Genomic DNA, 24,956 nt, shown 5'->3' with positions numbered 1-24,956 from the left:
CTTTAAAAATTTATTTAGAATTTTCGTTAGTTTTTGATATAATTGGATTCAGATTTAAAATTTATATATAAATCTAGGGAGTGTCACCCATGAATCAAAAGGAAATTGATATTCTAGAGATTCTTGAAAAAAATGGCCGCATTGCAACTGAAGATCTCGCCAAAATGGTCGACCTTTCTGTTGAAGAAACAGAGGAAATTATTAAGAATCTCGAAAAAAACCAAGTTATACTTAAATATTTAACAGTGATTGACTGGCAAAAAGTTGAGGATCGTGATCCGGGTGTTACAGCAATGATCGACGTAAAAGTAACACCTAAACGTGATCGAGGTTTTGATGATATTGCGGAAAGAATTTACCGATTTCCGGAAGTGCAGTCTGTTTATTTAATGTCAGGAGCTTATGATTTATCGGTTGTTATTGAAGGAAAAACGTTGCATGATGTATCTCGTTTCGTTTCCGAAAAGCTTTCTGCTTTAGATTCAGTCGTTTCCACGACAACGCATTTTATCATGAAAAAATATAAGCATGATGGAACAATTTTTGGTAATGATGAAGAAGACCGACGGATCGTGGTGGCACCATGATAGACCAACAACGCTATTTATCAGAAAAAGTAATTAACCTAAAGCCATCTGGAATTCGACGTTTTTTTGACCTTGCTTCTGGAATGGAAGGGGTTATTTCTTTAGGTGTAGGAGAACCAGATTTTGTCACATCATGGGCTATTCGTGAAGCAAGCATTTTGTCGTTGGAACAAGGCTATACAGCTTATACCGCCAACGCTGGGCTAATTGAACTAAGGCGAGAGATTTCCAATTATATGAACAATCGCTTTGGCGTTCAATATTCACCTGATAATGAAATAATTGTAACGGTTGGGGCAAGCCAAGCATTAGATTTAGCTATTAGAGCAATTGTAAACCCTGGCGATGAAGTTATTATTGTTGAACCTTGTTTCGTTGCTTACGAATCAATTGTTTCATTATCAGGAGGCGTTCCTGTTCCAGTACAAACAACAGTTGAAAACCAATTTAAATTGCAGCCTGAACAAATTGAAGCTGTTATCACACCTAGAACGAAAGCACTTTTAATTTGTTCGCCTAATAACCCAACTGGGACACTTTTAGTAAAAGAAGAACTTGAAAAAATTGCACATATTGTTAAGAAACACGATTTAGTCGTTTTATCTGATGAAATTTATTCTGAATTAAGCTATGAGGACGGCTATGCAAGCTTTGCATCGATTGACGGCATGAGAGAACGGACGATTGTCATAAACGGTTTTTCAAAAGGTTTTGCGATGACCGGTTGGCGTCTCGGTTTTGCTGTTGGTCCAAGCATGTTCATTCAAGCGATGTTGAAAATTCATCAACATACGATGATGTGTGCACCTACAATGGCTCAGCACGGTGCGATTGAAGCATTGCGCAACGGAATGGAAGACGTTGCGATCATGAAAAAGAGCTATCATCAACGCCGTAATTATTTCGTTAAATCATTAAACGAAATCGGCCTTGATTGTCATATGCCGGGAGGAGCTTTTTATGCGTTCCCATCGATTAAAAGAACAGGACTAACATCTGAAGAGTTTGCTGAAAGATTGCTTCTAGAAGAAAAAGTTGCCGTAGTTCCTGGTGATGTCTTCGGTAAAAGCGGGGCAGGACATATTCGTTGTTCTTATGCAACATCAATGGATCAACTGAAAGAAGCTATTAAACGGATGAAGCGATTCGTTGAAAAACTGTCCGTTACTGTTTAAAAAAAGAAAATATAAGAAGGGGGATATTATGCCCATTTTTGGGGCATATATCCTCTTTTTTTGTACATATCAAATCATTATGTGTTGTAGGGTCCATAATTAGGGGCTTTTGTTTGTTTGGGAAGAGCCAGCCGCTAAAATGTATAGTGTTTTTTAATAGAGGATGTAACAAAAATTTCAAAAGGAATAGGGGATATCGGAAGAAAGGAAAAGGAGCAGTTTTCATTGGAATAAATTAAGAGGGGAATGATAATGAAGAAGTTTCAAATTGGAATTATATTTTTTCTCTTTTCATATTTGTTGGTAGGTTGTCAGCAGACATTAACAACGCAGAATGAACTTGATACAAATGATCATGTAGAAGGTTTTGTTGAACCTGAACCATCTGATTGGGTGGAATATTCAAAACCTGTAAGAGAGTATATGTATTATAGAACTCAAGCAGTCATAAAAAATGATATCAATATCCTTTGGAAAAGGTATCCAGAATTAAAAAAGACTATTAACGTTGAAGAAGGAATAAATTTAGAGAAAAACGAAGTTGAAACTTTAAACAACGGTTTTAAAGTGTTGGATGCTAATTATGATATTGAAAATTATGAAAGAATAAAAGTTAAAAAAATAGATGAAAATGAAATGATCGTGCTTGTTCATGGGAGTCTTCTTTATTTGTTGGATGATTTTGAGGAAACAGGCGGGGAATATTTAATGAAGGTTTTCTTAAAGCGAAATGGTGAACAATGGGATGTTGTGAAAACTGATGAATACACTTTACTTGAATATAAGAAATGGATAAAACAAAAAAATGAATAATGTGTGATTAACTAAGAAGTCAGGGGTATACACATATAAGTATTTCTAATATGTGTCCCCTTTTTAATTTTATTAGGTCTGGCTAGTTAGACAGTTGGACCGTTTTTATTGTACCATGGTAACTGAATTCCTTGGCTGAAATACTTAATTTAGTTGGTTTGATCGGAAAGTTTTAGTTTTAGTTATAATATATGAAAATGGAAATAATAATACCGGAATCCCAATGATGTATGAATAATTTTTCTTTTATTTTAGCTGTATTGCAATGTTCAATTTTGAAAATGAGCTTATTTATTGATATAATTTTTAAATACGTTAGAATTTTGTACAAATTAGGAGTGTTTCCATGTCAGAAAAATATAAAGTTGGCGAAGAACGAATAGGAAAAGTAACAGGAATCCAGCCTTATGGAGCATTTGTTGCACTGGATGAAACGACGCAAGGTTTAGTTCATATTTCTGAGATTACTCATGGCTATGTCAAAGATATTCGTGATTATTTAACAATAGGGGAAAACGTGAAAGTCAAAATTCTCTCCATTGATGAACAATCTGGAAAGATTAGCCTCTCAATTAAAGCTTTGGAAAAAGCACCTGAACAAATAGAAACGAAACCACGACCGAAAAAAGTGCGTAAACAAAACCCGCAAGTGATCGATTCTCAACCCGAAAACGAAAGCGACCCTTCAGGTTTTAACACACTAAGAGATAAACTTGAAGAATGGATTAGACAATCAACGGTTCAAGAAAATTTAATAAAAAAATAAATTTTTTATTAATTTGAAGGCCCTTTTTTAAGGTTTGAGTTTAATCGGGACCCTTATTTCTTGTCTAATCCGAAACAATTTAATGCTACAGTAGGAATAAAAACGCACAGATCATCATTTCTGTGCGTTTTTTTCTGAAATTATTTCCCCTAATTGTTCGAACACTTTAAATTCATTAAGTGACCTCCCTTGTATGTCAATTACTTCTCGATCTTCAGATAATCCTCTGACGATTGTGGGTCCTTTAACTATATTGATATAATAACGTTTCCTCGTTTATAATCATTTCAGCTTCTTCAAATGATTTTTCATCTACTGTCTTCGTTTCTATTGTTACAATTTATTTCACCAAATATAATATAAGATTCGTGCAGTATGCTACCTTTTTGGTCATATTCACGAAAAGCCTCTTGATACCCCGTCATATAGTCGTTTATGTAATGCGTCCATCCATGAAAACCAATGTTCTCCCCACCTTCTTGAACGTTTCCTATGAAATAAAGTTAATTCAAGTGTTTCGCATTTTTTATTTATTATTAGGATTTGTCGTATACAATAACGATTGATACATTGTCATATTTTTCAGTGTGAATTATATTATTAACTTTATATGGAATACTTTTTCAATTGCTTCTTAGAAAACATCATATTTTCTAAATTCAAAATCCGAAAAAACAAACAAAAAATAAATGATGCTGATACGAAAAAAATTAATACTATACTTAATAATTTTTTCATGAATTTCCCCTCCCACCCTTGATAAACATTAACGGAAATTCCAAAGATCTTATATGTTTGATAATGAATCTTTTAACATCTGAAACAGAGTAGGTATAACTTTTCAAACGTAGTTAAGATTTTTTAAAAAGGCCGTTTACATATCCTTTTTTAAATATTGATTAAGTATGCGTTTTGCTTTAACTTATTTTTCTTTTCCGACTCCAATTCTGTTCAAAAGAAGGGCTTAAATTTTTTGGAATAAAAAAGGATTTGGTAATATATGTCGTATAATAATAAGCATGTACTATTTATTGGGTGGTGCTTAATTTGCAAAATTTCGTCTATCATAATCCAACGAAATTAATTTTTGGAAGAGACCAACTGGAACATTTGAAAAATGAATTGCCACAGTATGGAAATAGAATTTTATTTGTGTACGGTTGCGGAAGCATAAAAAAGATAGGTCTCTATGATCAAGTAATCGGTTTACTGAAAGAAATGAATGTACATACATTTGAACTTTCAGGTGTGGAACCGAATCCACGATTAACGACCGTCTATAAAGGAATAGACATTTGCAAACAAAACGATATTCAATTTATTTTAGCAGTTGGCGGCGGCAGCGTGATTGACTGTGCGAAAGCTATTGCAGCAGGTACAAAATATGATGGAGATGTGTGGGATCTTGTTACGAAGAAAAAAGAGGCAGAGGATGCCTTGCCAATTGGTGTGGTTTTAACACTAGCTGCAACAGGTTCAGAAATGAATTCAAATTCTGTTATAACGAGATGGGAAACGAACGAAAAATATGTATGGAAAAGCCCGCATGTATATCCGAAATTTTCAATCCTTGATCCGGCATATACGATATATGTTCCGAAAGAGCAAACCGTTTATGGCATCGTCGATATGATGTCCCATGTGCTCGAGCAATATTTTCACACGCCTACGAATGCGCCCGTGCAAGAACGGATGTGTGAAGCTGTATTGCAAACAATCATTGGAACAGCGCCACTTCTAGTCGAGGATTTGGAAAATTACGATTTGCGGGAGACGATCCTTTTTGCTGGAACAATTGCATTAAACGGCACGTTATCGATGGGAGTCCAATCAGATTGGGGTACTCATCACATTGAACATGCATTATCGGCTGTTTATGATATTCCACATGGTGGCGGATTAGCGATCATCCAGCCAAATTGGATGAAATATGTAGTTGATGAAAATGTAGAAAAATTTAAGCAGTTGGCCATTCGGGTATTTGATGTTGATCCTACCGGAAAGGATGAGCGGGAAATCGCTTTGGAAGGAATAAAAAAATTACGCCAATTTTGGACTTCAATCGGGGCTCCTGAGAGACTTTCAGATTATCAAATTGATGATTCAAACCTTGAACTTTTGGCAGATAAAGTAATGGACGGCGGTGAAATAGGCAATTTTAAAAAATTAAATCGTGACGATGTTTTAGAGATTCTTAAAATGTCACTATAATGATGCTGGAGGTTATTCAATGAATAAATTAACATTTGATTATTCAAAAGCATTACCATTTTTTCAAGAGCATGAACTTCAAAATTTATCGGATTTTGTAAAATGCGCCCACCATTCACTTCATGAAAAAACTGGACAAGGAAACGAATTTTTAGGTTGGATTGACTTGCCTGTGAACTACGACAAAAATGAGTTTTCACGAATTCAGAGTGCAGCTAAAAAGATTCAGGAAGACTCCGATGTTCTTTTAGTGATCGGCATTGGAGGCTCATATTTAGGAGCACGTGCAGCAATTCAGATGCTGACACATTCTTTTCATAATGAGCTTCCGAAATCAAAGAGAAGTGGAGTACAAGTATATTTTGTCGGTAATCATATTAGTTCTACTTATGTGCAAGAGCTTTTTGATGTTTTAGAAGGCAAAGATATTTCGATCAATGTCATTTCAAAATCAGGGACAACAACAGAACCGGCAATAGCTTTTCGTATTTTTAAAAATTATTTAGAAGAAAAATATGGAAAGGAAGAAGCTCGAAAACGCATTTATGCAACAACAGATAAAGAAAAAGGTGCCCTAAAAACATTAGCTGATGAAGAGGGGTATGAAACTTTTGTTGTTCCGGATGATATCGGCGGGCGCTATTCTGTGTTAACGGCTGTTGGGCTTTTACCTATTGCGGCAAGTGGAATAGATATTGTATCAATGATGGAAGGTGCACGAGCAGCTAGAGAAGATTTTGGCAATTCAGAATTGGCACACAATCCTGCCTATCAGTATGCAGCAGTTCGAAACATCCTTTACAATAAAGGAAAAACAATTGAACTACTCGTCAATTATGAGCCAAGTTTACAATATTTTTCTGAATGGTGGAAACAGTTGTTTGGAGAAAGTGAAGGAAAAGATCAGAAAGGTATTTTTCCAGCATCTGCAAACTTTTCAACAGATTTGCACTCATTAGGACAATATATTCAAGAGGGCAGGAGAGATCTGTTTGAAACAGTTTTATACATAAATAAGCCTCGCCATGAAATAAAGATTGAAAAAGAAGCCAATGATTTAGATGATTTGAATTATTTGGCGGGCAAAACGATGGATTTTGTTAATAAAAAAGCATTTGAAGGAACACTTTTAGCACATACAGATGGGAATGTGCCGAATTTAATTGTTACGATTCCGGAAATAAATGCTTTTCATTTTGGGTATCTCGTTTATTTTTTTGAAAAAGCTTGTGCACTCAGCGGTTACTTGTTGGGTGTCAATCCATTTGATCAACCGGGTGTTGAGGCATATAAGAAAAATATGTTTGCTTTATTAGGAAAGCCAGGTTATGAAAAAGAAAAGGCTGAATTGGAAAAGCGATTAAAATAAAGGTGTGTATGAAATGAAAAGAAAAGAAGGCTTCTGTCCCTCAAACGGATGGAAGCCTTTCTTTGATGGTCGTATTGCATATTCATTTTAATAAAAAGGAAGCAGGGAAAATTTCCTTCTTCCACTTTGAATGTATTGTAGTTACTGTTCGGTTTGCTCTACTTCCCCTTTAACGATTACTAATAATTCATCGTTTTTTTCAATTTGTAAGGCTTGTGAAGGGTGTATTAAATATTTTTCACCTTTCTTGATACCGATCGCTAGCATCTCTTTTTCAATCAATAATTGAACAGCTTGAGCAAAAGGATGCTGAATGAGTTCATCAGGAGCTTTTACGGTAGCCAAACGGTTTTCTTTTGTTAAATGTAAGAGAGAAAGAATTGGTTTGGACAGTCCGGGGGCATGAATATTTGTAGTCATAATGATGCTTGATAAGAAAGAAGTTTCAACGAGCTCATCAGCGCCTGCCCGCAGTGCATTATTCACTTGTTCTTGTGTCAATAGTTCAACAATACAATACACAAGCGGGTTCAGCCCTTTTACTGCCAAGAGTGTCAAAATAGATTGCATATCCGCTTCATTTTCGCTTTTCTGTTGATCAGCTGTAATTAACACTGTATCTGCTTTTTCTATATTAGCCCGTTTAAGTGTTTCGTCGGTTGTCGGATTCCCTTTTACAAAATAAACATTTTTATTAGTCAAAGGATGATCTTGTAAAGTTTCATCAATAAGCACGATTTGCCTAAGTGGATTCATTTTATGGATTTGGCGAATTACATTTTTTGTTTTTTCATTCCATCCAATAATGATAATATGTTCCGTTCCATTATAAGCAGCACTTCCTTCATTTAGCGCATTTAGGGTGTTGAAAATTGTTGTCGCAACCGTCACCATGTAATAGGCGACAAACGCTGCCCCTGATAATATGAGAACCATTGCGCACGCCCTTCCAATGGTTGTCTCAGGAACATAATCACCATATCCGATTGTCGTAGTTGTAATAAGGACCCACCAAATCCCGTCAAAAATTGTTGGGAAGGTGATTGGTTCAATAAAATGCATAGCTGTACCAAATATGAGATGAAAGACTACTATGATGATGATTAGACGAACGATAATATGTAATTGCCGAAATTTATTAAACAAATATAACAAGATCAAGAACACCTCTTTGCTGTTTGAAGCACGTATTTATTCCTATTATTAGCAACATCCTTGATTCATATATGAAAAATTAAAGCTTTTGATGCGGAATTTGCTATTGACCATGTTTATTTTCGTGTTATATAATAAAGTTACAAACAACACAGCTGTTATAATACAAAATAAAATGAAAGGGGAAATAACTTATGGAAAAGTATCAAATGGCTTATAATAACTATCTAAAAAATTGTGAAAAACATGGTATTGAAAGAATTATTGATTTCAAACAGTTTATTGAGTGGCTAACAATAGAACAAATTGAAATGATGATTAGCGAAGCGAGATAAGGAGTGGAAAAATGGAAATTGAGGTTAACGTCGAATTAAATATTGAGCGCACTTAAAATCGTCTGATCCGATACGAAAGGAAACAGACGATTTTTTATTTGCCTCGGAGATTCAGTTGTTAGGTAAATCCGCAATTTTAATTCATCATATTCTATCCTCTATGATAGTGAAGGTGTTCCAATTTGAGGACGATCGATTTCATTTTATTGGAGAACATACCGTTTATTTACCTACAAAAAAAGAAAGTGCGTTTTATTTTCAAAATGCACAATATTTATAATTACAGTATGGATGGTTTTAACTTTGAAAAAAGATATGAGAAGGTTGTTGAAGTTCAGATGAAAATTAGTTATAAACATTTCATTATTGAAAGACATACCTTCGAATAGCTGAACACCTGTAAATAAACAAACAAGCGGGTATGGATTTCCATTAAATTTTTATATTTTCAACCATGCAGTCCATTAATTAAAACAACTTACTTTCCAATATTGTTGTATACGAAAATATTCAAAGCAACAGAACCAGAAAAAGCTAGTAAAAAGAAGGCAACTCCTGTCCAAGTTGTAGGTAATAAATATTCAAAGAATCCCATTTTCCATACCACCTTTTATAAAAAGTATATAAATTATTGTTACTATTATTGTAACATAAATTTTAAAATTTTGTCACAAAATGTTCACAAATTAATTGAAATTTTTTATCTCCTTTACGGTGCCAGACCCCTCTGCTGCACCTTCTCCAGCACCGTCTGCGGCACCATCTGCGGTGCGGTTCCTGACCCCTCTGGTGAACCTTCTGGTGTGCCGCCTGTCTCATTTTTGTTGCTGATAGCCAACCTTGTGAAACGTTAAGATAATTTGTCACATTATATTCAAATAATATGTGAAAAACCTCACAACATCATTTTGGACTTTTTAATAACCTAATGATTGAAAACGTAAGTTGCATGCAATACGTAATTTAATCATTGGGGGTTAACAGTGATGGCTAGAATCAACAGTTGGAATCCTGAAGATGTTCATTTTTGGGAATCCGAAGGGAAAAGACATGCAAAACGAAACCTCTGGATTTCAGTTTTAGCTTTAATGCTTGCCTTTGTTGTTTGGCAAATTTGGTCAGTCACCGCGGTCCGATTAAACGATGTAGGTTTTAATTATACTAAAGAGGAATTATTCACATTGGCGGCTCTGCCAGGTTTATCTGGGGCAACGATGCGCATCTTTTTTACATTCATGCCTGGTATTGTCGGTGGCCGAAATTGGACAGTCATTAGTACTGGTTTATTATTAGTTCCAGCAATTGGCATTGGTATTGCTGTACAAAATCCTGATACACCATTTATGACAATGGCAATTCTTGCTGTATTATGTGGTATTGGCGGCGGGAATTTCTCTTCTTCCATGGCCAATATTAGCAATTTCTTTCCAAAAAAAGAAAAAGGAACAGCGAATGGGATTAATGGCGGTTTAGGGAATTTAGGTGTAAGCCTTGTTCAGTTCGTAACGCCTGTTATTATTACAGTCCCTTGGCTTGGTATGTTAACGGGAACTTCGCAAAAACTGCCAGACGGCACAGAAATTTTTATTCAAAATGCTGCCTTTGTTTGGGTCCTTCCAATTTTACTTGTAACAATTTTAGCGTTCTTCGGAATGGATAACTTGCCAAATACAAAACAATCATTCAAAGAACAATCGGCTATTTTTAAAGAAAAACATATGTGGATTATGGCTTGGCTTTATACAATGTGCTTTGGTTCCTTTATTGGCTATGCAGCTGCTTTTCCATTATTGATCAATGCTTCCTTCCCAGAGGCAGGTGCAGCTGGGTTGGCATTTTTAGGACCGCTCATTGGCGCTGCAGCAAGACCGATCGGCGGTTGGATTTCTGATAAAATCGAAAGCGGTGCAAAAGTAACATTTTATTCGACAATATTAATGATCGTTGCAACAATAGGGGTTATTTTCTTCCTACAAACGCATTCATTTATCGGCTTTTTACTTATGTTTATTACGTTGTTTTTAGCATCAGGTATTGCAAATGGTTCAACGTTTCAAATGGTTCCGTTTATATTTACAGGTACTAAGGCGAAGCTCGCTTCACCGGTTATCGGCTTTATCGCTGCGATCGCTGCTTACGGTGCGTTTATTATTCCGAAAATTTTTGGATGGTCGCTTGAATCAACAGGCAGCGCCAATGCGGCTCTATACTTGTTCTTAGTTTATTATGCTATCAGTTTAGTCATTTGCTGGTATTTTTATTATCGTAAAAATGCTGAAGTAAAATGCTAATTAGGGAATTTTGCACGTAATCAAATAATGACAAAGAGACAGACTTCTCTACCAATAGCTTCCTTTGTCTTCTTTCAAAAATGATATTACAAGCTTATGAACAGTATTTACCAAGCAGTCTATTCTAAGGAATACTTTCCACCAGCTGTTTTCACACGCGCTTGTATTGGACACTTGTTTAACATCAGCGTGAAGGAATAGCCATCAAATCCGGACCGGTGCTCTAAAAAAGTAAATAAATGTTATAATAAAAATTTAAATGATAAAAAATTGGTGTTCTAACGTCAAAAATGCAGCGTTCTGGATACCCCCTTAATGATTTTCGATACAAATAGATAAAAATAAAATTTAGACAATCAATAGAGTGTTTTCGTTAAGTGGATAGGGGTAAAAGCACGTGAAAATGGGATTGTGGCAATTGACCACACTCTCCTAAAAATTGTCAGGCAAACGCCAAACTAATTTCTAGAAAAAGAAAAACAGCGAATTGGAGAACTCACGGTTTTCTCCATTCGCTGTTTTTTCGTTACTTTTTGAACCAGCTTTATCCAATTTTTTGATAGATTGAAAGTTTATTTTATGAATCTATGAAAATTAGTCAATTTCAACTTTCCCGTCATCTGAGCCGTCTGCGTAGAAAGTATCTAAACGTTTTCCGTTATCATCATCTTTTACGATACCATAAATTTCTGCACGTTTGTATTCATATAAAATATCGTCAACGATGTCTTGAAGGAAATTTAGTTTTTGCTTATCTGTTAACGCTTCCCAGTCATCGCCTTCAACTTCAATAGTCAAATCGATTTCATCTTCATCCCCATCTAGAGAAATTTCTACATCATCAAGATCGCTGTAGTAATCAAAATACCAGTCATTTAATTCATCTTCTAGGTCAGAAAAATCTGTTTTCTTTTTATCAAGTTTCACATTATCTTTTGAGTCTAGACTAAACGAATCTAGTAATTTTCCATTTTTTGCATCTTTGACCGTGCCTTGAATATCTGCATCTTTAAGCTTAGCTAAAATATCATCTACGATGTCTTGAAGAAAACTTAGTTTTTTGCTTTCTTTTACCTTATTCCAATCATTTCCATTAACATCAATGCGAACGTCGATCTTCTTTTCATTTCCACTTAAGAGAATTTCGATATCGTCTACATCTCTACCAAAATAATCATAGTAATCATCATTTAAATCGTCTTCCAAATCATCGAGATCCACTTTTTTAGCAGCTGCTTTTAATTTCTCAATTTCTGCTTCAAGCTCTGCTATTTTAGCATCTTTAGCTTTTATTTGTGCATTAAGAGCATCGACTGTTGCTTGGCTGATTGGAGGTGTCTGATCTTTAATAATAATCGTACTCGTTGGTGCGCTCCATTGCACCGTTTTATTATACAATTCACCCATCATTCGTAAAGGAATGTATGTAACCCCGTTAAGAATAAATGGTTCAGTCTTAGGGTCTATTTCTATAGTTACTCCATTATTAATAATTTTAATATCTTTATAATGTACATCTACTTTTTTTGTCGCTTGACTAGCCTCGACTGATGAAGTAAATAATGCTCCGGCTAAAAGCATGCTGGCAGATAAGACACCTGTTGTTTTTTTCCAGTTTCCCATTGATTCTCCTCCTTTTAATAAAAATATCATCAATTATTGACGAAAAAATATAAGGATTGGTTACACTTTCCAACAAATTTTTTATTTAAGATTTTTAATTTCCATTAAATTGTAAATCATCACAAGTGCTTCTGCATTTGTCAGTTTTGCTTTTGGATTCAATAAGCCACGATTCGGAGAGATTAATTTTTCATTTGTTGCTTCTAATACTGCTTTTAGAGCCCAGTCTGATATTTGATTGGCATCTTTATAAATTTTTTTAAGTTCAGTTTTAGGATCTTGTTGGGTTGTAGTTCCTTTTTTCTTTTTCACAAATTTTGATGAAGTAGATTTTGCACCAGAATCTGAACTAAGGGTCATTCCTCTTGCTAAAAAAGCGACTGCTTCTTCACGTGTCAATGGTTTTGTTGGCTCCATGACCATATATCCAGGAATATTGGATTGTTTTCCATATACAAGACCATTCATAACACCGGCCATTAAATAGCCTAATTCATTTTGGCTGTAAGCCCCATCAGAGACATCGGAAAAGACGCCTGTATAATTTAATGGCTGGAAGCCAAGCGCTCTTGAAAGAAGTACGGTAAATGTGAATCGGTCAATTGGTTTGTCCAGCTTTGATAATAAGGCAAGGTCTTTTTGATTTATTTCAGGTTGTAAAACCCCCTTGTAGGCAAGCCCTAACACCTCTTTTTTAGCCCAATGCTCTTTTAATCCATAATCTTTATAAACTAAACCAATAGCATATGTTCCAAAATCATCAAAAACAGCAGTAACAGTTTTCTTTTCCGTATCAACAATGCCGCCAATTGGCACCCACTTGCCATAATTATTTTTTAAAATGGCTAAATTATAGCCTTCCATTGCTTTAGGTACGACACCATCATAAGCAAGCGTAATATCTCCCCAAGTACTCGGTTTAGCAAATAAGCTTCGGCCTGCATCATCGATCGTAAATTGTTGGCTTAAAAAAATATAATCATCGGTAGGCTGTGGTTTTTCACGGACATTTATAACAAGTCTTTGATCTATTAATACAGGCTTTGATAAACTGCTATCAGATATGTAGCTGTTTTTTGGAAACCGGAGGATTAATTTATCACCAAACATTTTCATATCTGTACCGGCTTTAAAATCTGTATAAAATCTAGCATTTGCATGGTCGACATGGTAATAGTTTAACTCAATGTCAATTTTTCCGCTTTCCCCTTTGAAATTACTGTAAGATTTGTCAGAAGGATCATAGTTTTTGATTTCAATTGGAATTTTGAAGCCTTGTTTCGTTTGTGTAAGTTGTGTATCTAAGTTGTGAATAGTGTAAACATGGTGGTATTTTTCTTTTGTAATTTTTAAATGTTTTGCTTTTGTACTAATATCAAACACACCGTAGGCAATTCCGTTATAACCAAAATTTGGTTTGCTGTTTTCTTTGTCATACCAAAGAACAGTAAATGTTAGCTCGTCAATGATATTTGTACTAATATTGATTTGCCGAGGGTTATCTAAGCGTATATAAAATCCGCTTGAAGGATCAAAAAAATAGTGATAACCATTTTCTTCATTATATACATGCTCAGCATGAGCGATTGCCGGAATTAGTAAAATCGCCGTACAAAATAGCAGAAATATTTTTTTAAACATTGATCTTCATCTCTCCTTTCTAGTATTCTATGAATATTGTAATATAATTTGGAAAGTTTTTCTTTAAAAATATAAATATAGATAAAAATTAGGAAGCAGCTTTACTCTTGAACTGCTTCTAATACAACATCAACTAATGCAACTCTAGAAGCGGAGCCGTCAGCTTTAATATTTTTAACTTCTAGTTTTTCAATATTGGAAATATCAATTTCAAATACTACTGGTTCATCACGTTTTGTTCCTGTTGTAATAGTTGCAATTTCTTTGTTATCGCCATAAAATTTAATGATTCCTTTTTCGCTATCGCTCGGGTTGGAGTCATCGACGCCTGCAAGACCGCGAATTAAGTAATATTTATGATCATGCAATTGGAAACCTATAGAACTACCATTAAGAAAAGCGATTGCATTGATCGTGCTAAAATTTTGTCTATATAATGTTATTTTTCCTCCTTTTTCAGCAGGTTGAAGGAGATCTTTCCCACCATAGCCGACTTGGAAATAAGTCTCTCCATATAAAGGTTTCAGTTGATAAATTCCTGTTGAAGGACGATAGGCATTCTTATTTGCACCGATAAAAATACTGTTATTTACACCATCCCAATCGATTTTTTTTCCTAGAGCCTCCCCTATATCGCGGAGCGGCAAATAAACTTTTCCTTCGATGTTAAGCGGCTCGGATTGTAAGTTTAGCGGTTTACCATCGGCAAATATTTTTACAGAAGAAACAAAAGCTTTAATATTTTTATAATAAGGCTCTAGGGCGCTTGCAGAAGATAGGGCAGAAACAAATAAGACTGTTCCGGTTATTCCGGCCAGCAACCCTTTTATGAATGATTTTCGGTTCATTTTTTTACTCCTTTCAATCGATATTTGTAACGGATATTAAAATATTTTTCTTTTTATTATTTTCTCTATAAAAATAGTATATCCTTTTCAAAACAAAAAGCTGCCATAATGGTCCATTGCGGACGCATTATTGACAGCTTCTGTTAGTTTCTCCAACGGAGGAGATAGTTTTCAAGCTTATTAAATACAGTCATGATAATGGTAACAATGAAACCGATGAAAATAATTCCGGTAATTACTTTTGCATAGTTGCCGTAGTCGGTTGCCAGTTTCACATAATAGCCGATCCCTGCAGATGAACCGATCATTTCTGCAGCTGTTAGCAAAATGAATGATAAGATTAGCCCGACCTGGATACCTGTAAAGATAGAAGGGAGAGATGCAGGGAAGATGATTTTTCGAATCATTGTCCATGGTTTTAATCCAAGTGTTTGGGCTGATTTAATATATCTTTGATCGATATTGGTCACGCCGTTTAACGTGTTAATAAAAATAGGCCAGAAAGCACCGATAAAGATGATGAAAGTTGATGAAGCTTGAAAAGATGGCAAGATCGCAACTGCATATGGAATCCAAACAATTGGCGGTATCGGTGATAAGACATTTGCGATCGGCCGTAATACAAATTCAAGCCGTTTATTCATTGCTGCATAGATTCCCAACGGAATACCTAAGATGATTGCTAAAAAAACGCCACTTGCAAGCAACTTGATTGAAGCAGAAAGATGAATGAATAGTTCAATTCCATCTGCTTTAAATTGTTCAATGACCGCGTGTAAAGATGGATACAGAAATGTTGATAAAACGCCGAGTTTTTGTGTTAAGAGTTCCCATAAAACTAAAAGCAAAAATATGATAATTGTAATATCTGATGTGGCACGTTTTTTTACATAATCGTTTTTATATAGAATTGTAAAATATAAATAACCGATTAATAGCGCGCTGAAAAATAGTTTAGTAGATAATCCGCTATCTGTTTCTTGCGAAGGAAAAAAAGTTATCAACGCAATTGAAATTATTCCGAAAAAGATCGTTGTTATACTATATCTGTCAATCACATTTTTCATTGTGAAATCTCTCCTATTCAAGATGCTTTAAGAAGTTCAGTTGTATTCCCCTGAAACTGCTTTTAAAAGGTCATGGCGAATTTTTGTATAAGCTTCCTCTTGGTCAATTTTGAAACGGTCTCTCGGCCGTTTAAATGGAATTAAAATGTCTTGTTGGATCTGGCCATCGCGAAGCACGACGACACGATCTGATAGAAAAATGGCTTCGTCAATGTTGTGAGTAACAACAAGTACAGTTTTCTTTGTTTCTCCTTCCTCCCACAGTTTCAGCAATAAATCTTGAAGCTGGTTTCTTGTAATTTCATCGACGGCGCTAAATGGTTCATCCATTAAAAAGACTGGTGCGTCAAGGACGAACATACGGGCAATTGCCACCCTCTGCTGCATTCCGCCTGAAAGCTGGGAAGGAAACGACTTTTGCACTTTTTCATTTAATCCAACTTTTTTAAGAATCTCAGCTGCTTTTTTTGTTATAATTTCTTTTCGCTCTTTTTCTTTTTGTTGCAAAGCAAATGTAATATTTTCTAAAACGGTCATCCAAGGAAATAAAGAATAGCTTTGGAATACGACACCCCGATCAAGCCCGGGGCCGGTAATTTCTTGGCCATTGATTTTGACATGGCCGGATGTTGGTTTCAAAAGTCCGGAAGCCAAATTGAGAGTCGTTGATTTTCCGCAGCCGGAGGGGCCAATCAAAGAAACGATTTGCCCCGATTGAATTTCTAAATTTAAGTTTTTCAAAGCATAGTGTTCTGTTTTCTCATAGACGACATTTATGTCTTCAAATGTTATCGTACTCATTGCAATTACCTCATCCCTATTCGTTGTTATCGTTAGGGCGCATCCCTCTGCGCTTTTTACAGATTGTTTTCTTCAAAACGTTTTAGAAGGCTTTGATAGAATGGATCATTAGGTTCTTCATTTAACAATTGATCCAATGCTTCTTTATAAGCTTCTGTACGAATGGAAGGAGAAATGTCTTTATCATCTTTCAAATAACCGATGTCAACCATTGTATCTCTCATTTGAAGAATAGCTTTTTTATTTGGATCAGCACTTTGGTCTACATAGCCGCCATAAATATCTTTTTCGATAATTTGAGGGTCAACATCAACATATTTCTTAATATCTGCAATTACTTTTTCTTTATTTTTCTCATCTTTTTCAAATCTTTCAGCCTTAATGATAGCTTTTAAGAATTTTACATAGTTTGTATAGTTTTCATCAAATCTTGTTTCATCAGCAATAATACGGCAGCAAACGTGGTTTTCATAATACTCTTGAGAGTACTTGACGATTTCAAGCCCTTCTTGTTTTGCTTTCTCCACAAACGGTGCCCAAACAACGCCGGCATCTACTTCACCTTTTTTAACTGCAACAATAACATCAGCAGGTGAATTCATCTCAATAATTTTTAAGTCTTTTTCATAATCGATACCTGCGTCATATAAAGCTCCACGCAATACGACATCTCCTGTTGCGAGTTTTACAGTGGCTATTTTTTTGCCTTTAAAATTTTGAATATCTCTTAAGTCTTCTGCCAAATCCGGTTTTGATACTACGCCTGCACCTGTACCCATTTGGCCGCCAAGGAATACAATTTTTGCTCCTTTTTCTTCAAATGTTAATGGTGCTGGTGTACCAAATGTTCCAACATCTAATTTACCTGCGGTTACAGCAGTAATTCCTTCACCACTATTGGAAAATGGATGGAAAATGGCGTTTAATCCTTCTTCTTCAAAAAATCCTTCTTCTTTCGCGATGTAATACAAGCTGTGACCAGTTGTTGGCAAATGGCCGATCGCGAAATCGACTAATGTTTGTTCATTATTTTCTGTTTGTTGCTGACTTTCGGCTTGGTTTGATGTACTAGTTGTTTCAGTCGCGCTTTGACCACAACCAACTAGTCCTACAGTTAGTGATAATGCTGTTCCTAGTACGACAAGTTTCTTTTTCATAATGTTCATTCGTCCTTCCTTTTTTAATTTTTTTTTTAATTTATTAAAACGAAAAACCTCTTCCAAATAAGGAAGAGGTTATGATTGACATCTCTTCCTTATCTTCAAACAAAGCCGGTGAAAAATCACTCGACTTGTTTCTGGAATTAGCACCTTTTGCAATATTGCAAGGTTGCTGAAGGATCATTGAGCCAGTCTCTCCCCTTCTCTTGATAAGGTTTTTGTTTTGAATATTTTGTTTTTTGTTATGTTTGTGATTTTACGTCCTTAAAGCATACTTTGTCAATAAGATTTATATGAAAAATTATAATTTTTTATTTTTTTCAAAAAACTAGTTGCCAAAGGAAAGCAAAGGTGGTAAAGTTAGTTCCATAATTTAAAAATGAATATTTGCTTGATTGCTTATCCAGAGTGGAGGAGGGAAAGGCCCAATGAATCCACGGCAACCCCAATCTTCTTTATAAAAAGATGGAAGGTGCCAATTCCTGCTGTATCAGTAAACAGCAAGATAAGTGAAAGGCTTTTAACGAGTGAGTGGTCTTTCCTTATCTATAAGTTAGGAAAGGCCACTTTTGATTTATCTGAGAACAGACCCTCTCCCCCAATAGTGCTGCTATAGGGGTCAGACACTGGCCCCTAGCAGTGCGACCAAAGAGGTCTTGGCACCCATACAAAGATCGTGCCGGAGACGGTACCATAGAGGGGTCAGGCACCGCACGGGAGATGGTGCCGGAGACGGTGCCATAGAGGGGTCAGGCACCCGCCCGCAGATGGTACACCAGAGGGGTCTGGCACCTACAGGTTTAAATGTGATCACAGGGGTTAGTCGCCCTTTTAAACTAACTAAACTAATTTGAAAGGTATGATTACTATGAGTTTAATTTTGTATGAAGAAAATGGAAAAATCGGAACTGTTACATTAAATAATGATAAGGAGCGCAATGCGTTATCGTTAAAACTCATTCGAGAATTAGATGGTTTATTAAAACGGATTGCCGAAGAGCGAAAAGTGAATGTCATCATTATCCAAGCTCTTGGAAAGGTATTCAGTTCCGGCCATAACTTACGGGAGATTGATGGCGCACCAGAGGAAGAAGTTCAACAAATATTTAATGAGTGCCAAGTATTAATGAAAACTATTAGAGAGATTCCTCAAGTTGTCATTGCGAAAGTCCATGACATTGCAACGGCAGCAGGAGCCCAATTAGTTGCAGCCGCTGACTTAGCCATTGCAAGCGAGCAGGCTAAATTTGCAACACCTGGTCCATTCATTGGACTATTTTGCCATACACCAGCTGTATTTGTTAGCAGAAATTTAGATCGGAAAAAAGCAGCGGAACTTTTGTTTACAGGAGATTTTATTTCTGCGGAAGAAGCAAAAATTCATGGACTAATCAACCGCGTTGTTCCGCATGAAAAATTAGATGAAGAAACATTAAAATTTGCTAATTCAGTTGCACGCCATAGCCTTTACGTTTTAGAAGCGGGCAAAAAACAATTATATAGACAACTGGAAATAAACAATGATTTTGAAGCTTTATCTTATAGCACAGAAATTATGGTGAAAAACAGCCAAAAACCAGATGCGGTTGAAGGAATTCGTGCGTTTTTAGAAAAAAGGCAGCCGGTATGGTCAGACCGCTAAGAAATTCCCAGTAATCTAGGTGAAAGGAGAAAACTGTAAGATGAGTGAAAATGCAAATGCTGAAAACCTTTATTTATATGGCTGGGCACCAACCGATGAAATAAGAGAATACCGTCGTCAACATAAATCAGCAAAAAAATATGATAAAAGAACGGAATTAAAAGAAGCAATAAAAAATTACGTCAATCAAGGTGATTACATCGTTTTTAGCGGACTAGGATCTGTTCGCAATCCAATGGCTGCTGTTTACGAAATTATTCGCCAAAACATCGGGGATTTGACAGTTGCTGCTAAAGGTTCACAACATGATTGGCAGCTGTTGGCCGCTGCAGGCTTAATTACAAAAGCGGAAATCGCATACGGATTCGGTGATGAAGTGCGCGGATTGTGTCCAGCTTCAAGACGCGCCGTAAAAAATGGTTCTTTAAAAATTTTATCAGAAATGACAAATGCAGGTTTCCAATGGCGCTTCTCAGCGGCTGCAAGAGGAATTTCATTCTTTCCTACAAGAACAGCGCTAGGCACAGATACCCTTCATTATAGCGGTGCAAAAGTGATTGAGGATCCATTTTCTGGTGAAAAAATAAATCTTTTGCCAGCTTGCTATCCTGATATAGCCATCATCCATGTCCACCGTGCGGACAAGTATGGTAACTGCCAAATCGATGGAAATATTACTCTTGATGTCGATCTTGCACATGCAGCTAAAAAAGTAATCGTTACTGCTGAAAAAATTGTGCCGGAGGAAGAAATTCAAAAACGTCCGGACTTAACTAAAATTCCATTTTTCGTAGTCGATGCCGTTGTTGAAGTTCCATATGGTTCCCATCCAAATCAAGTTCCATATTTATATTCATTCGATGAAGAACATTGGATGAAATGGTTAAAAGCTTCAGCAAGTGATGAAGGCGTCCAACAATATTTAGATGAATTTATACGTTCAACAAAAGATCATTATGAATACTTAGAAAAAATTGGAGGAATCGCAAAATTAAGAGAGCTTGAAAATATTGAAAACAGAACGATTCCACATCCAACAGTTTCTACGAGAGGTGCGTTAAAATGACAACAGCCATTGAGAAAGATTATAAAGTTACAGCTGCCGATAGAATGATTATTGCAGCTGCAAAAGTTCTTGAAGATGATAAAAGTGTGTTTGTTGGTACAGGAATGCCTCTTTTAGCAGCGGTTTTTGCCCAAAAAACACATGCTAAAGGTTTATTAACAATCTATGAGGGCGGCGGAATCGGCGGCCAACCGACTGAGCGTTTGCCTATTCAAGTTAGTGAATCAATGACTTATGAAAATGGTGTAATCGTTGGTTCCATGGATTATGTCATGAGTTTAGCTCAAGCTGGCTTTATTGAATATGGATTTTTAGGGGGCGCTCAAATTGATGTATATGGAAATTTAAACTCTACATTAATCGGAACATGGGAAGATACGAAAGTGCGTCTGCCAGGTTCCGGCGGCGGTGCTGATATCGCTTCGTTTTGCTGGCGGAATATTATTTTAATGAGCCAAGATAAACGTAAATTTGTTGAAAAGCTAGATTTCTTTACAAGTCCAGGCTATTTCTCAGGCCCGGGAGAACGTGAAAAACATGGATTGCCAAAAAATACGGGTCCATACCGTGTCATTACTCAACTTGGAATCTATGGATTTTCAGAAGAAACAAAGCGGATGAAGCTCCTACATCTATACGAAGGTGTTACATTAGACGATGTTAAAGAAAATAGTAGTTTCGAAATTGAAATTGACCCGAATTGGAGCTATTTCCCAGAACCAACGAGTGAAGAAATAGAGATTTTACATCAATTAGATAAAACTGGCATCGTATTAGGAAAAAATGATAAATAGTCTTTTCACCAAAATAGTAGAGAGGCAAGCGATAGGAATTTTTCACTTCCTTCCCTTGCCTCTTTTCACTTGTCTAAAGAGAACAAAGCTGTTTTCTCTCGATTTGTAAAATTTTATTTTAATAGATAACTTTCACAATTTACTCAAATAATCTTCTATCATTTTGATATAATATGTAAAGTGTAAAAATAAATGAAAGTTGAGGGAAAAAGAATAAATGAAGAAAAAAAGATGGCGCTTCAAAGCGATGGTATTTGCAATGATTTTTTCTTTATTAGCTTTATCGTCTTGCGGCAAGCCAAAGTTTGAAGCAACTTACGATTGGCCGATGAAAGATTTTTCGTATATTAATCAAGACGAAAAGCAAGTAAGTCTTGCGGATTTAAAAGGAAAAGTCTGGCTTGCCAATTTTATTTTTACGAATTGCGATACCGCATGTCCACCGATGACAGCCAATATGGCAAGAGTGCAACAAAAAATGGCTGAAGAAAAAATTGATGCACAAATCGTATCGTTCAGTGTCGATCCTTCAAGGGATACACCAGAAACGCTGAAAGAATTTGCTGGTAAATTCCAAGCAGACTTTTCAAATTGGCATTTCCTTACAGGATATACCGAAGAGGAAATAAAAGATTTGGCAAAAGCTTTCAAAGCGCCTGCCGAAGCAGATCCGGGAAGCGACCAATTTTTACACAGTACGAAAATCTATTTAATAAATCAAGATGGCATCATAGTGAAAGGCTATAATGGCTTAGATGTTCCGTATGACGAAATTATTTCAGATTTAAAAGCTTTGACAAAATAAAATTAAATTTTTCATTAGGCAACCTTGTCCAAAAAAACAGCGGATTGAGAAACTAGTGAGGTCTCCAATTCGCTGTTTTTTATATGAAAAAAAGGAGGATTGTCAGCAAAAGCCCATGGTTGTTTACTGTGAAAATACAGCAATGACAACAGATTTTCATGCTCGAATTGTGGTTAAAAGCTCATGGAAGTTTTTTCTCGAAATTAATGTACAACTTACCCACTAATTTCATTAGTTTCCATTAGGAAGCTAATTTTTTTTATTTTAAATACACTTTTTTGTCATTGTGAACATCTTGTGAAGTAATTGTGAAAGAGTTTTGACATTTAATCAAAGCGTGATGGATATCACGCGTGTTTTTGTTTTTAAAGATTAAGATTGGAAATGTATCACACCTACGATGATCTGAAAGGAGGGGACAGTGTGAAAAATGCAATCATTATCTTTTTAGTATTCGCTCTTATAGGTTTTGGTGGAGGTTACTTAGTTAGTCAAACAATGAAAGGAACGGATGACGTGGCAGCTCCAACTCCAGCTGAAACTGAAGAAGCAAATAATGCTGGAAATGAGCCAGCTACAAATGAATCGGAGGGATCTAATTCTGGAGGAGCAACAGCAGTTTCTGCTGAAGGAGAGATCATTAGCCAAAAAGGTTGTCTTGCTTGTCACTCTGTTGAAAAACTTGGCCTAACAGGCGGCACAACAGGCCCAGACTTATCCCAAGCATATGCTAACGTTCAAGACAAACATGGCAAACCAATCAATGAATTTTTGAAAGAGCCAACAACAGCCGTTATGTCTTCAGTTATGGGCGGCAATCCATTAACAGACGATGAAATTAATCAAATTGTAGAAGCGTTAAAAATTGCTAGTGAAAAATAATAGGAGGTGCATTTTATGAAAAAAGGAATTATTCCTGCAGTCACCGGTTTAGTTGCTGGTGTATTAGCTTCAACGGTCTTTTTTGCATCAACAGATGTTGGACCGAGATCGGATGCAAACACATCCTCAACGACAAAAACAAATGCTGAAAAGGTCTATGTACCATTTGGCGAACAAGATGAATACTATTTATTCGCATCAGGTGGACACTCTGGCCAAATGTTTATTTATGGTGTTCCATCCATGCGTCATATTCGGACTGTTCCAGTATTCTCTCAAGATTCAGCAACGGGCTGGGGCTGGTCTAAAGAATCTTTAGAATTATTGGGCGACTATACTTGGGGCGACCTTCACCACCCAGCATTTTCTGAAACAAACGGCGATTATGATGGAAAATGGATGTTTGCTACTGACGTAGCTAATAGCCGTGCAGCCGTCATGGATTTAAAAACGTTTACAGTTAAAGATATTATTGAAGTGCCCAACACAAGTGGCCCGCACTGTGCAATGTTCGTAACTGAAAATACAGAGTACATGTTCTTGCCAACACGTTTCTCTGTACCTTTGGGCAGTGCTTATGCATCTTTGGATGAGTATAGCTCTAAATATTATGGTGTAATGAGTGCCGTACAATTTGACGAAGAAAAAGAAAAGCTTAGCATAGCATGGCAAGTTGCTCTTCCACCTTGGAGCTATGACCTATCAGATGCTGGTAAAGGACCTTCTCATGGTTGGGCAGTCGTCACTACTTATAATACAGAAGAAGCAACAACAAATCTAGAGATAAATGCATCTCAAGCTGACCGTGACTTTATCGTTCTCTTTAACTGGAAAGAGCTAGAAAAAATGGTAGCTGAAGGCCAATATGAAGAAGTAAATGGCCAAAAAATTATTTTCCCTAGTAAACATAAGGGCGGTATTTATTTAGTACCGGTTGCTAAATCACCACACGGTGTAGACGTAACGCCAGATGGTACAAGATTTATCGCTTCAGGAAAACTTGCGCCAGCATTGACAGTATTCTCTTTTGAAAAAGCATTTAAAGCCATTGAAAATCAAGAATTCTCTGGTGAAAAATATGGAATTCCAATCTTAAATTATGAATCTGTAATGGAACGTGAAGTGAACCCAGAAAACGCCCTTGGCCCTCTTCATACCCAATTCGATGATAAAGGAATGGCTTATACAACAATGTTCATTTCTTCAGAAATTGTGAAGTGGGATCCAAATACTGGTGAAACATTAGACCGTGTTCCAGTTCAATATTCACCAGGTCACTCAGTTGCAGCGGAAGGTGACACTGTATCACCTGATGGCAAATATATTGTTGCTCTAAACAAAATTGCTAAAGACTCTTATTTATCTGTCGGTCCTTCACATCCAGAATCTATGCAGTTGATTGACTTATCAGGACCAAAAATGGAAGTTATTCAATCAGCACCTGTAAATCCAGAGCCGCACTATGCACAAATGATTAAAGCTGACAAGATTAAAACGATTGAAGTATATGATAAAGATCCAAACAATCCATACGCCGTTTATAGTCAAGACCAAACTCGCATTGAACGTAAAGGCAATGAAGTACATGTATACGGTATCGCAATGCGTTCAAAATTTATCTTTGATGCGAAGGCAAAACGCCCAGATGTCATTGAAGTTAATGAAGGCGATAAAGTATTTGTACACTTAACAAACATTGACTTTGATGAAGATATTACACACGGTTTCGCCATCAACCAATACAACTTGAACATTGAAGTACAGCCAGGTCAAACAAGCACAGTTGAGTTCACAGCAAATAAAGCAGGAACATATCCGTTATATTGTACAAACTTCTGTTCTGCATTACACCAAGAAATGAGCGGATATTTGTTAGTTAAACCAAAAAATTAATGAAATAGAGGGAGTACTGAAAAAGTACTCCC

General features: G+C 36.1%; 21 protein-coding genes and 2 riboswitches. Of the genes, 14 read left to right on the top strand and 7 right to left on the bottom strand.

Annotated elements, in window-relative coordinates:
• The first annotated feature begins 89 nt into the window (after positions 1 to 89).
• The 6 genes from HR057_RS07705 (at position 90) to HR057_RS07680 (ending at position 6,921) form a co-directional block, all read left to right on the top strand.
• Positions 90 to 587 (top strand): Lrp/AsnC family transcriptional regulator, encoded by a 498-nt coding sequence (locus tag HR057_RS07705; RefSeq protein ID WP_173730863.1) that lies wholly within the window; start codon positions 90 to 92, stop codon positions 585 to 587.
• Positions 584 to 1,762 carry an aminotransferase gene (locus tag HR057_RS07700; RefSeq protein ID WP_173730862.1) on the top strand — a complete coding sequence of 393 codons (1,179 nt, stop codon included), beginning with the start codon at positions 584 to 586 and terminating at the stop codon, positions 1,760 to 1,762. Before HR057_RS07705 ends, HR057_RS07700 begins: the two co-directional genes overlap by 4 nt.
• Before the next feature lie 252 nt (positions 1,763 to 2,014).
• Positions 2,015 to 2,575, top strand: coding sequence for a hypothetical protein (locus tag HR057_RS07695; RefSeq protein ID WP_173730861.1), 561 nt, complete (start codon positions 2,015 to 2,017; stop codon positions 2,573 to 2,575).
• 346 nt (positions 2,576 to 2,921) lie between these two features.
• On the top strand, positions 2,922 to 3,341 hold the full coding sequence (gene yugI / locus HR057_RS07690; protein WP_173730860.1) for a S1 domain-containing post-transcriptional regulator GSP13: 420 nt from the start codon (positions 2,922 to 2,924) through the stop codon (positions 3,339 to 3,341).
• Between the two features lie 1,047 nt (positions 3,342 to 4,388).
• Positions 4,389 to 5,552, top strand: coding sequence for an iron-containing alcohol dehydrogenase (locus tag HR057_RS07685; RefSeq protein WP_173730859.1), 1,164 nt, complete (start codon positions 4,389 to 4,391; stop codon positions 5,550 to 5,552).
• A 19-nt stretch (positions 5,553 to 5,571) separates the two neighbouring features.
• On the top strand, positions 5,572 to 6,921 hold the full coding sequence (locus HR057_RS07680; protein WP_173730858.1) for a glucose-6-phosphate isomerase: 1,350 nt from the start codon (positions 5,572 to 5,574) through the stop codon (positions 6,919 to 6,921).
• Between the two features lie 141 nt (positions 6,922 to 7,062).
• On the opposite strand, the gene HR057_RS07675 is transcribed toward HR057_RS07680, so the two are convergent.
• The gene (locus HR057_RS07675; protein WP_173730857.1) at positions 7,063 to 8,076 is read right to left on the bottom strand and encodes a potassium channel family protein; all 1,014 of its coding nucleotides are present in this window, start codon (positions 8,074 to 8,076) and stop codon (positions 7,063 to 7,065) included.
• A 194-nt stretch (positions 8,077 to 8,270) separates the two neighbouring features.
• Here HR057_RS07675 and HR057_RS07670 point away from each other — a divergent pair, with 194 nt between their 5' ends.
• Both HR057_RS07670 and HR057_RS07665 read left to right on the top strand, forming a co-directional pair.
• Complete coding sequence (locus tag HR057_RS07670) at positions 8,271 to 8,411, top strand: hypothetical protein (protein ID WP_173730856.1); 141 nt, start codon at positions 8,271 to 8,273, stop codon at positions 8,409 to 8,411.
• Positions 8,412 to 9,397: 986 nt separating this feature from the next.
• Positions 9,398 to 10,702: an MFS transporter gene (locus tag HR057_RS07665; RefSeq protein WP_173730855.1), complete on the top strand. Its 1,305-nt coding sequence runs from the start codon at positions 9,398 to 9,400 to the stop codon at positions 10,700 to 10,702.
• Between the two features lie 594 nt (positions 10,703 to 11,296).
• Here the strand turns inward: HR057_RS07665 and HR057_RS07660 are convergent.
• From HR057_RS07660 to HR057_RS07635, 6 genes are all read right to left on the bottom strand, one after another.
• A complete protein-coding gene (locus HR057_RS07660) occupies positions 11,297 to 12,325 on the bottom strand; it encodes a stalk domain-containing protein (RefSeq protein WP_173730854.1) in 1,029 nt (342 codons plus the stop codon).
• An 81-nt stretch (positions 12,326 to 12,406) separates the two neighbouring features.
• On the bottom strand, positions 12,407 to 13,966 hold the full coding sequence (locus HR057_RS07655) for an S-layer homology domain-containing protein (protein WP_173730853.1): 1,560 nt from the start codon (positions 13,964 to 13,966) through the stop codon (positions 12,407 to 12,409).
• A gap of 101 nt (positions 13,967 to 14,067) precedes the next feature.
• Positions 14,068 to 14,814 carry a stalk domain-containing protein gene (locus HR057_RS07650; RefSeq protein WP_173730852.1) on the bottom strand — a complete coding sequence of 249 codons (747 nt, stop codon included), beginning with the start codon at positions 14,812 to 14,814 and terminating at the stop codon, positions 14,068 to 14,070.
• Positions 14,815 to 14,957: 143 nt separating this feature from the next.
• Positions 14,958 to 15,881: an ABC transporter permease gene (locus tag HR057_RS07645; protein WP_173730851.1), complete on the bottom strand. Its 924-nt coding sequence runs from the start codon at positions 15,879 to 15,881 to the stop codon at positions 14,958 to 14,960.
• A 36-nt stretch (positions 15,882 to 15,917) separates the two neighbouring features.
• On the bottom strand, positions 15,918 to 16,682 hold the full coding sequence (locus HR057_RS07640; RefSeq protein WP_173730850.1) for an ABC transporter ATP-binding protein: 765 nt from the start codon (positions 16,680 to 16,682) through the stop codon (positions 15,918 to 15,920).
• A 56-nt stretch (positions 16,683 to 16,738) separates the two neighbouring features.
• Positions 16,739 to 17,839 carry an ABC transporter substrate-binding protein gene (locus HR057_RS07635; RefSeq protein ID WP_173730849.1) on the bottom strand — a complete coding sequence of 367 codons (1,101 nt, stop codon included), beginning with the start codon at positions 17,837 to 17,839 and terminating at the stop codon, positions 16,739 to 16,741.
• A gap of 95 nt (positions 17,840 to 17,934) precedes the next feature.
• A riboswitch (SAM riboswitch) is annotated at positions 17,935 to 18,058 on the bottom strand.
• A gap of 180 nt (positions 18,059 to 18,238) precedes the next feature.
• A riboswitch (SAM riboswitch) is annotated at positions 18,239 to 18,354 on the top strand.
• A gap of 356 nt (positions 18,355 to 18,710) precedes the next feature.
• On the opposite strand from HR057_RS07635, the gene HR057_RS07630 reads away from it, so the two are divergent.
• The 6 genes from HR057_RS07630 (at position 18,711) to nosZ (ending at position 24,924) form a co-directional block, all read left to right on the top strand.
• Complete coding sequence (locus HR057_RS07630; RefSeq protein WP_173730848.1) at positions 18,711 to 19,484, top strand: enoyl-CoA hydratase-related protein; 774 nt, start codon at positions 18,711 to 18,713, stop codon at positions 19,482 to 19,484.
• 40 nt (positions 19,485 to 19,524) lie between these two features.
• Positions 19,525 to 20,550 carry a CoA transferase subunit A gene (locus HR057_RS07625; RefSeq protein ID WP_173730847.1) on the top strand — a complete coding sequence of 342 codons (1,026 nt, stop codon included), beginning with the start codon at positions 19,525 to 19,527 and terminating at the stop codon, positions 20,548 to 20,550.
• The gene (locus HR057_RS07620) at positions 20,547 to 21,344 is read left to right on the top strand and encodes a CoA-transferase subunit beta (protein ID WP_173730846.1); all 798 of its coding nucleotides are present in this window, start codon (positions 20,547 to 20,549) and stop codon (positions 21,342 to 21,344) included. The genes HR057_RS07625 and HR057_RS07620 overlap by 4 nt, the downstream gene beginning before the upstream one ends.
• 217 nt (positions 21,345 to 21,561) lie before the next feature.
• Positions 21,562 to 22,149, top strand: a complete 588-nt coding sequence (locus HR057_RS07615; RefSeq protein WP_173730845.1) for an SCO family protein — start codon at positions 21,562 to 21,564, stop codon at positions 22,147 to 22,149.
• A 423-nt stretch (positions 22,150 to 22,572) separates the two neighbouring features.
• On the top strand, positions 22,573 to 23,031 hold the full coding sequence (locus HR057_RS07610) for a c-type cytochrome (protein WP_173730844.1): 459 nt from the start codon (positions 22,573 to 22,575) through the stop codon (positions 23,029 to 23,031).
• 15 nt (positions 23,032 to 23,046) lie between these two features.
• The gene (gene nosZ / locus HR057_RS07605; protein WP_173730843.1) at positions 23,047 to 24,924 is read left to right on the top strand and encodes a Sec-dependent nitrous-oxide reductase; all 1,878 of its coding nucleotides are present in this window, start codon (positions 23,047 to 23,049) and stop codon (positions 24,922 to 24,924) included.
• Positions 24,925 to 24,956: the final 32 nt, after the last annotated feature.

The organism is Calidifontibacillus erzurumensis, assembly GCF_013303125.1.
GTDB lineage: Bacteria > Bacillota > Bacilli > Bacillales > Bacillaceae_J > Calidifontibacillus > Calidifontibacillus erzurumensis.
This window is presented reverse-complemented; position numbering and strand designations above follow the sequence as displayed.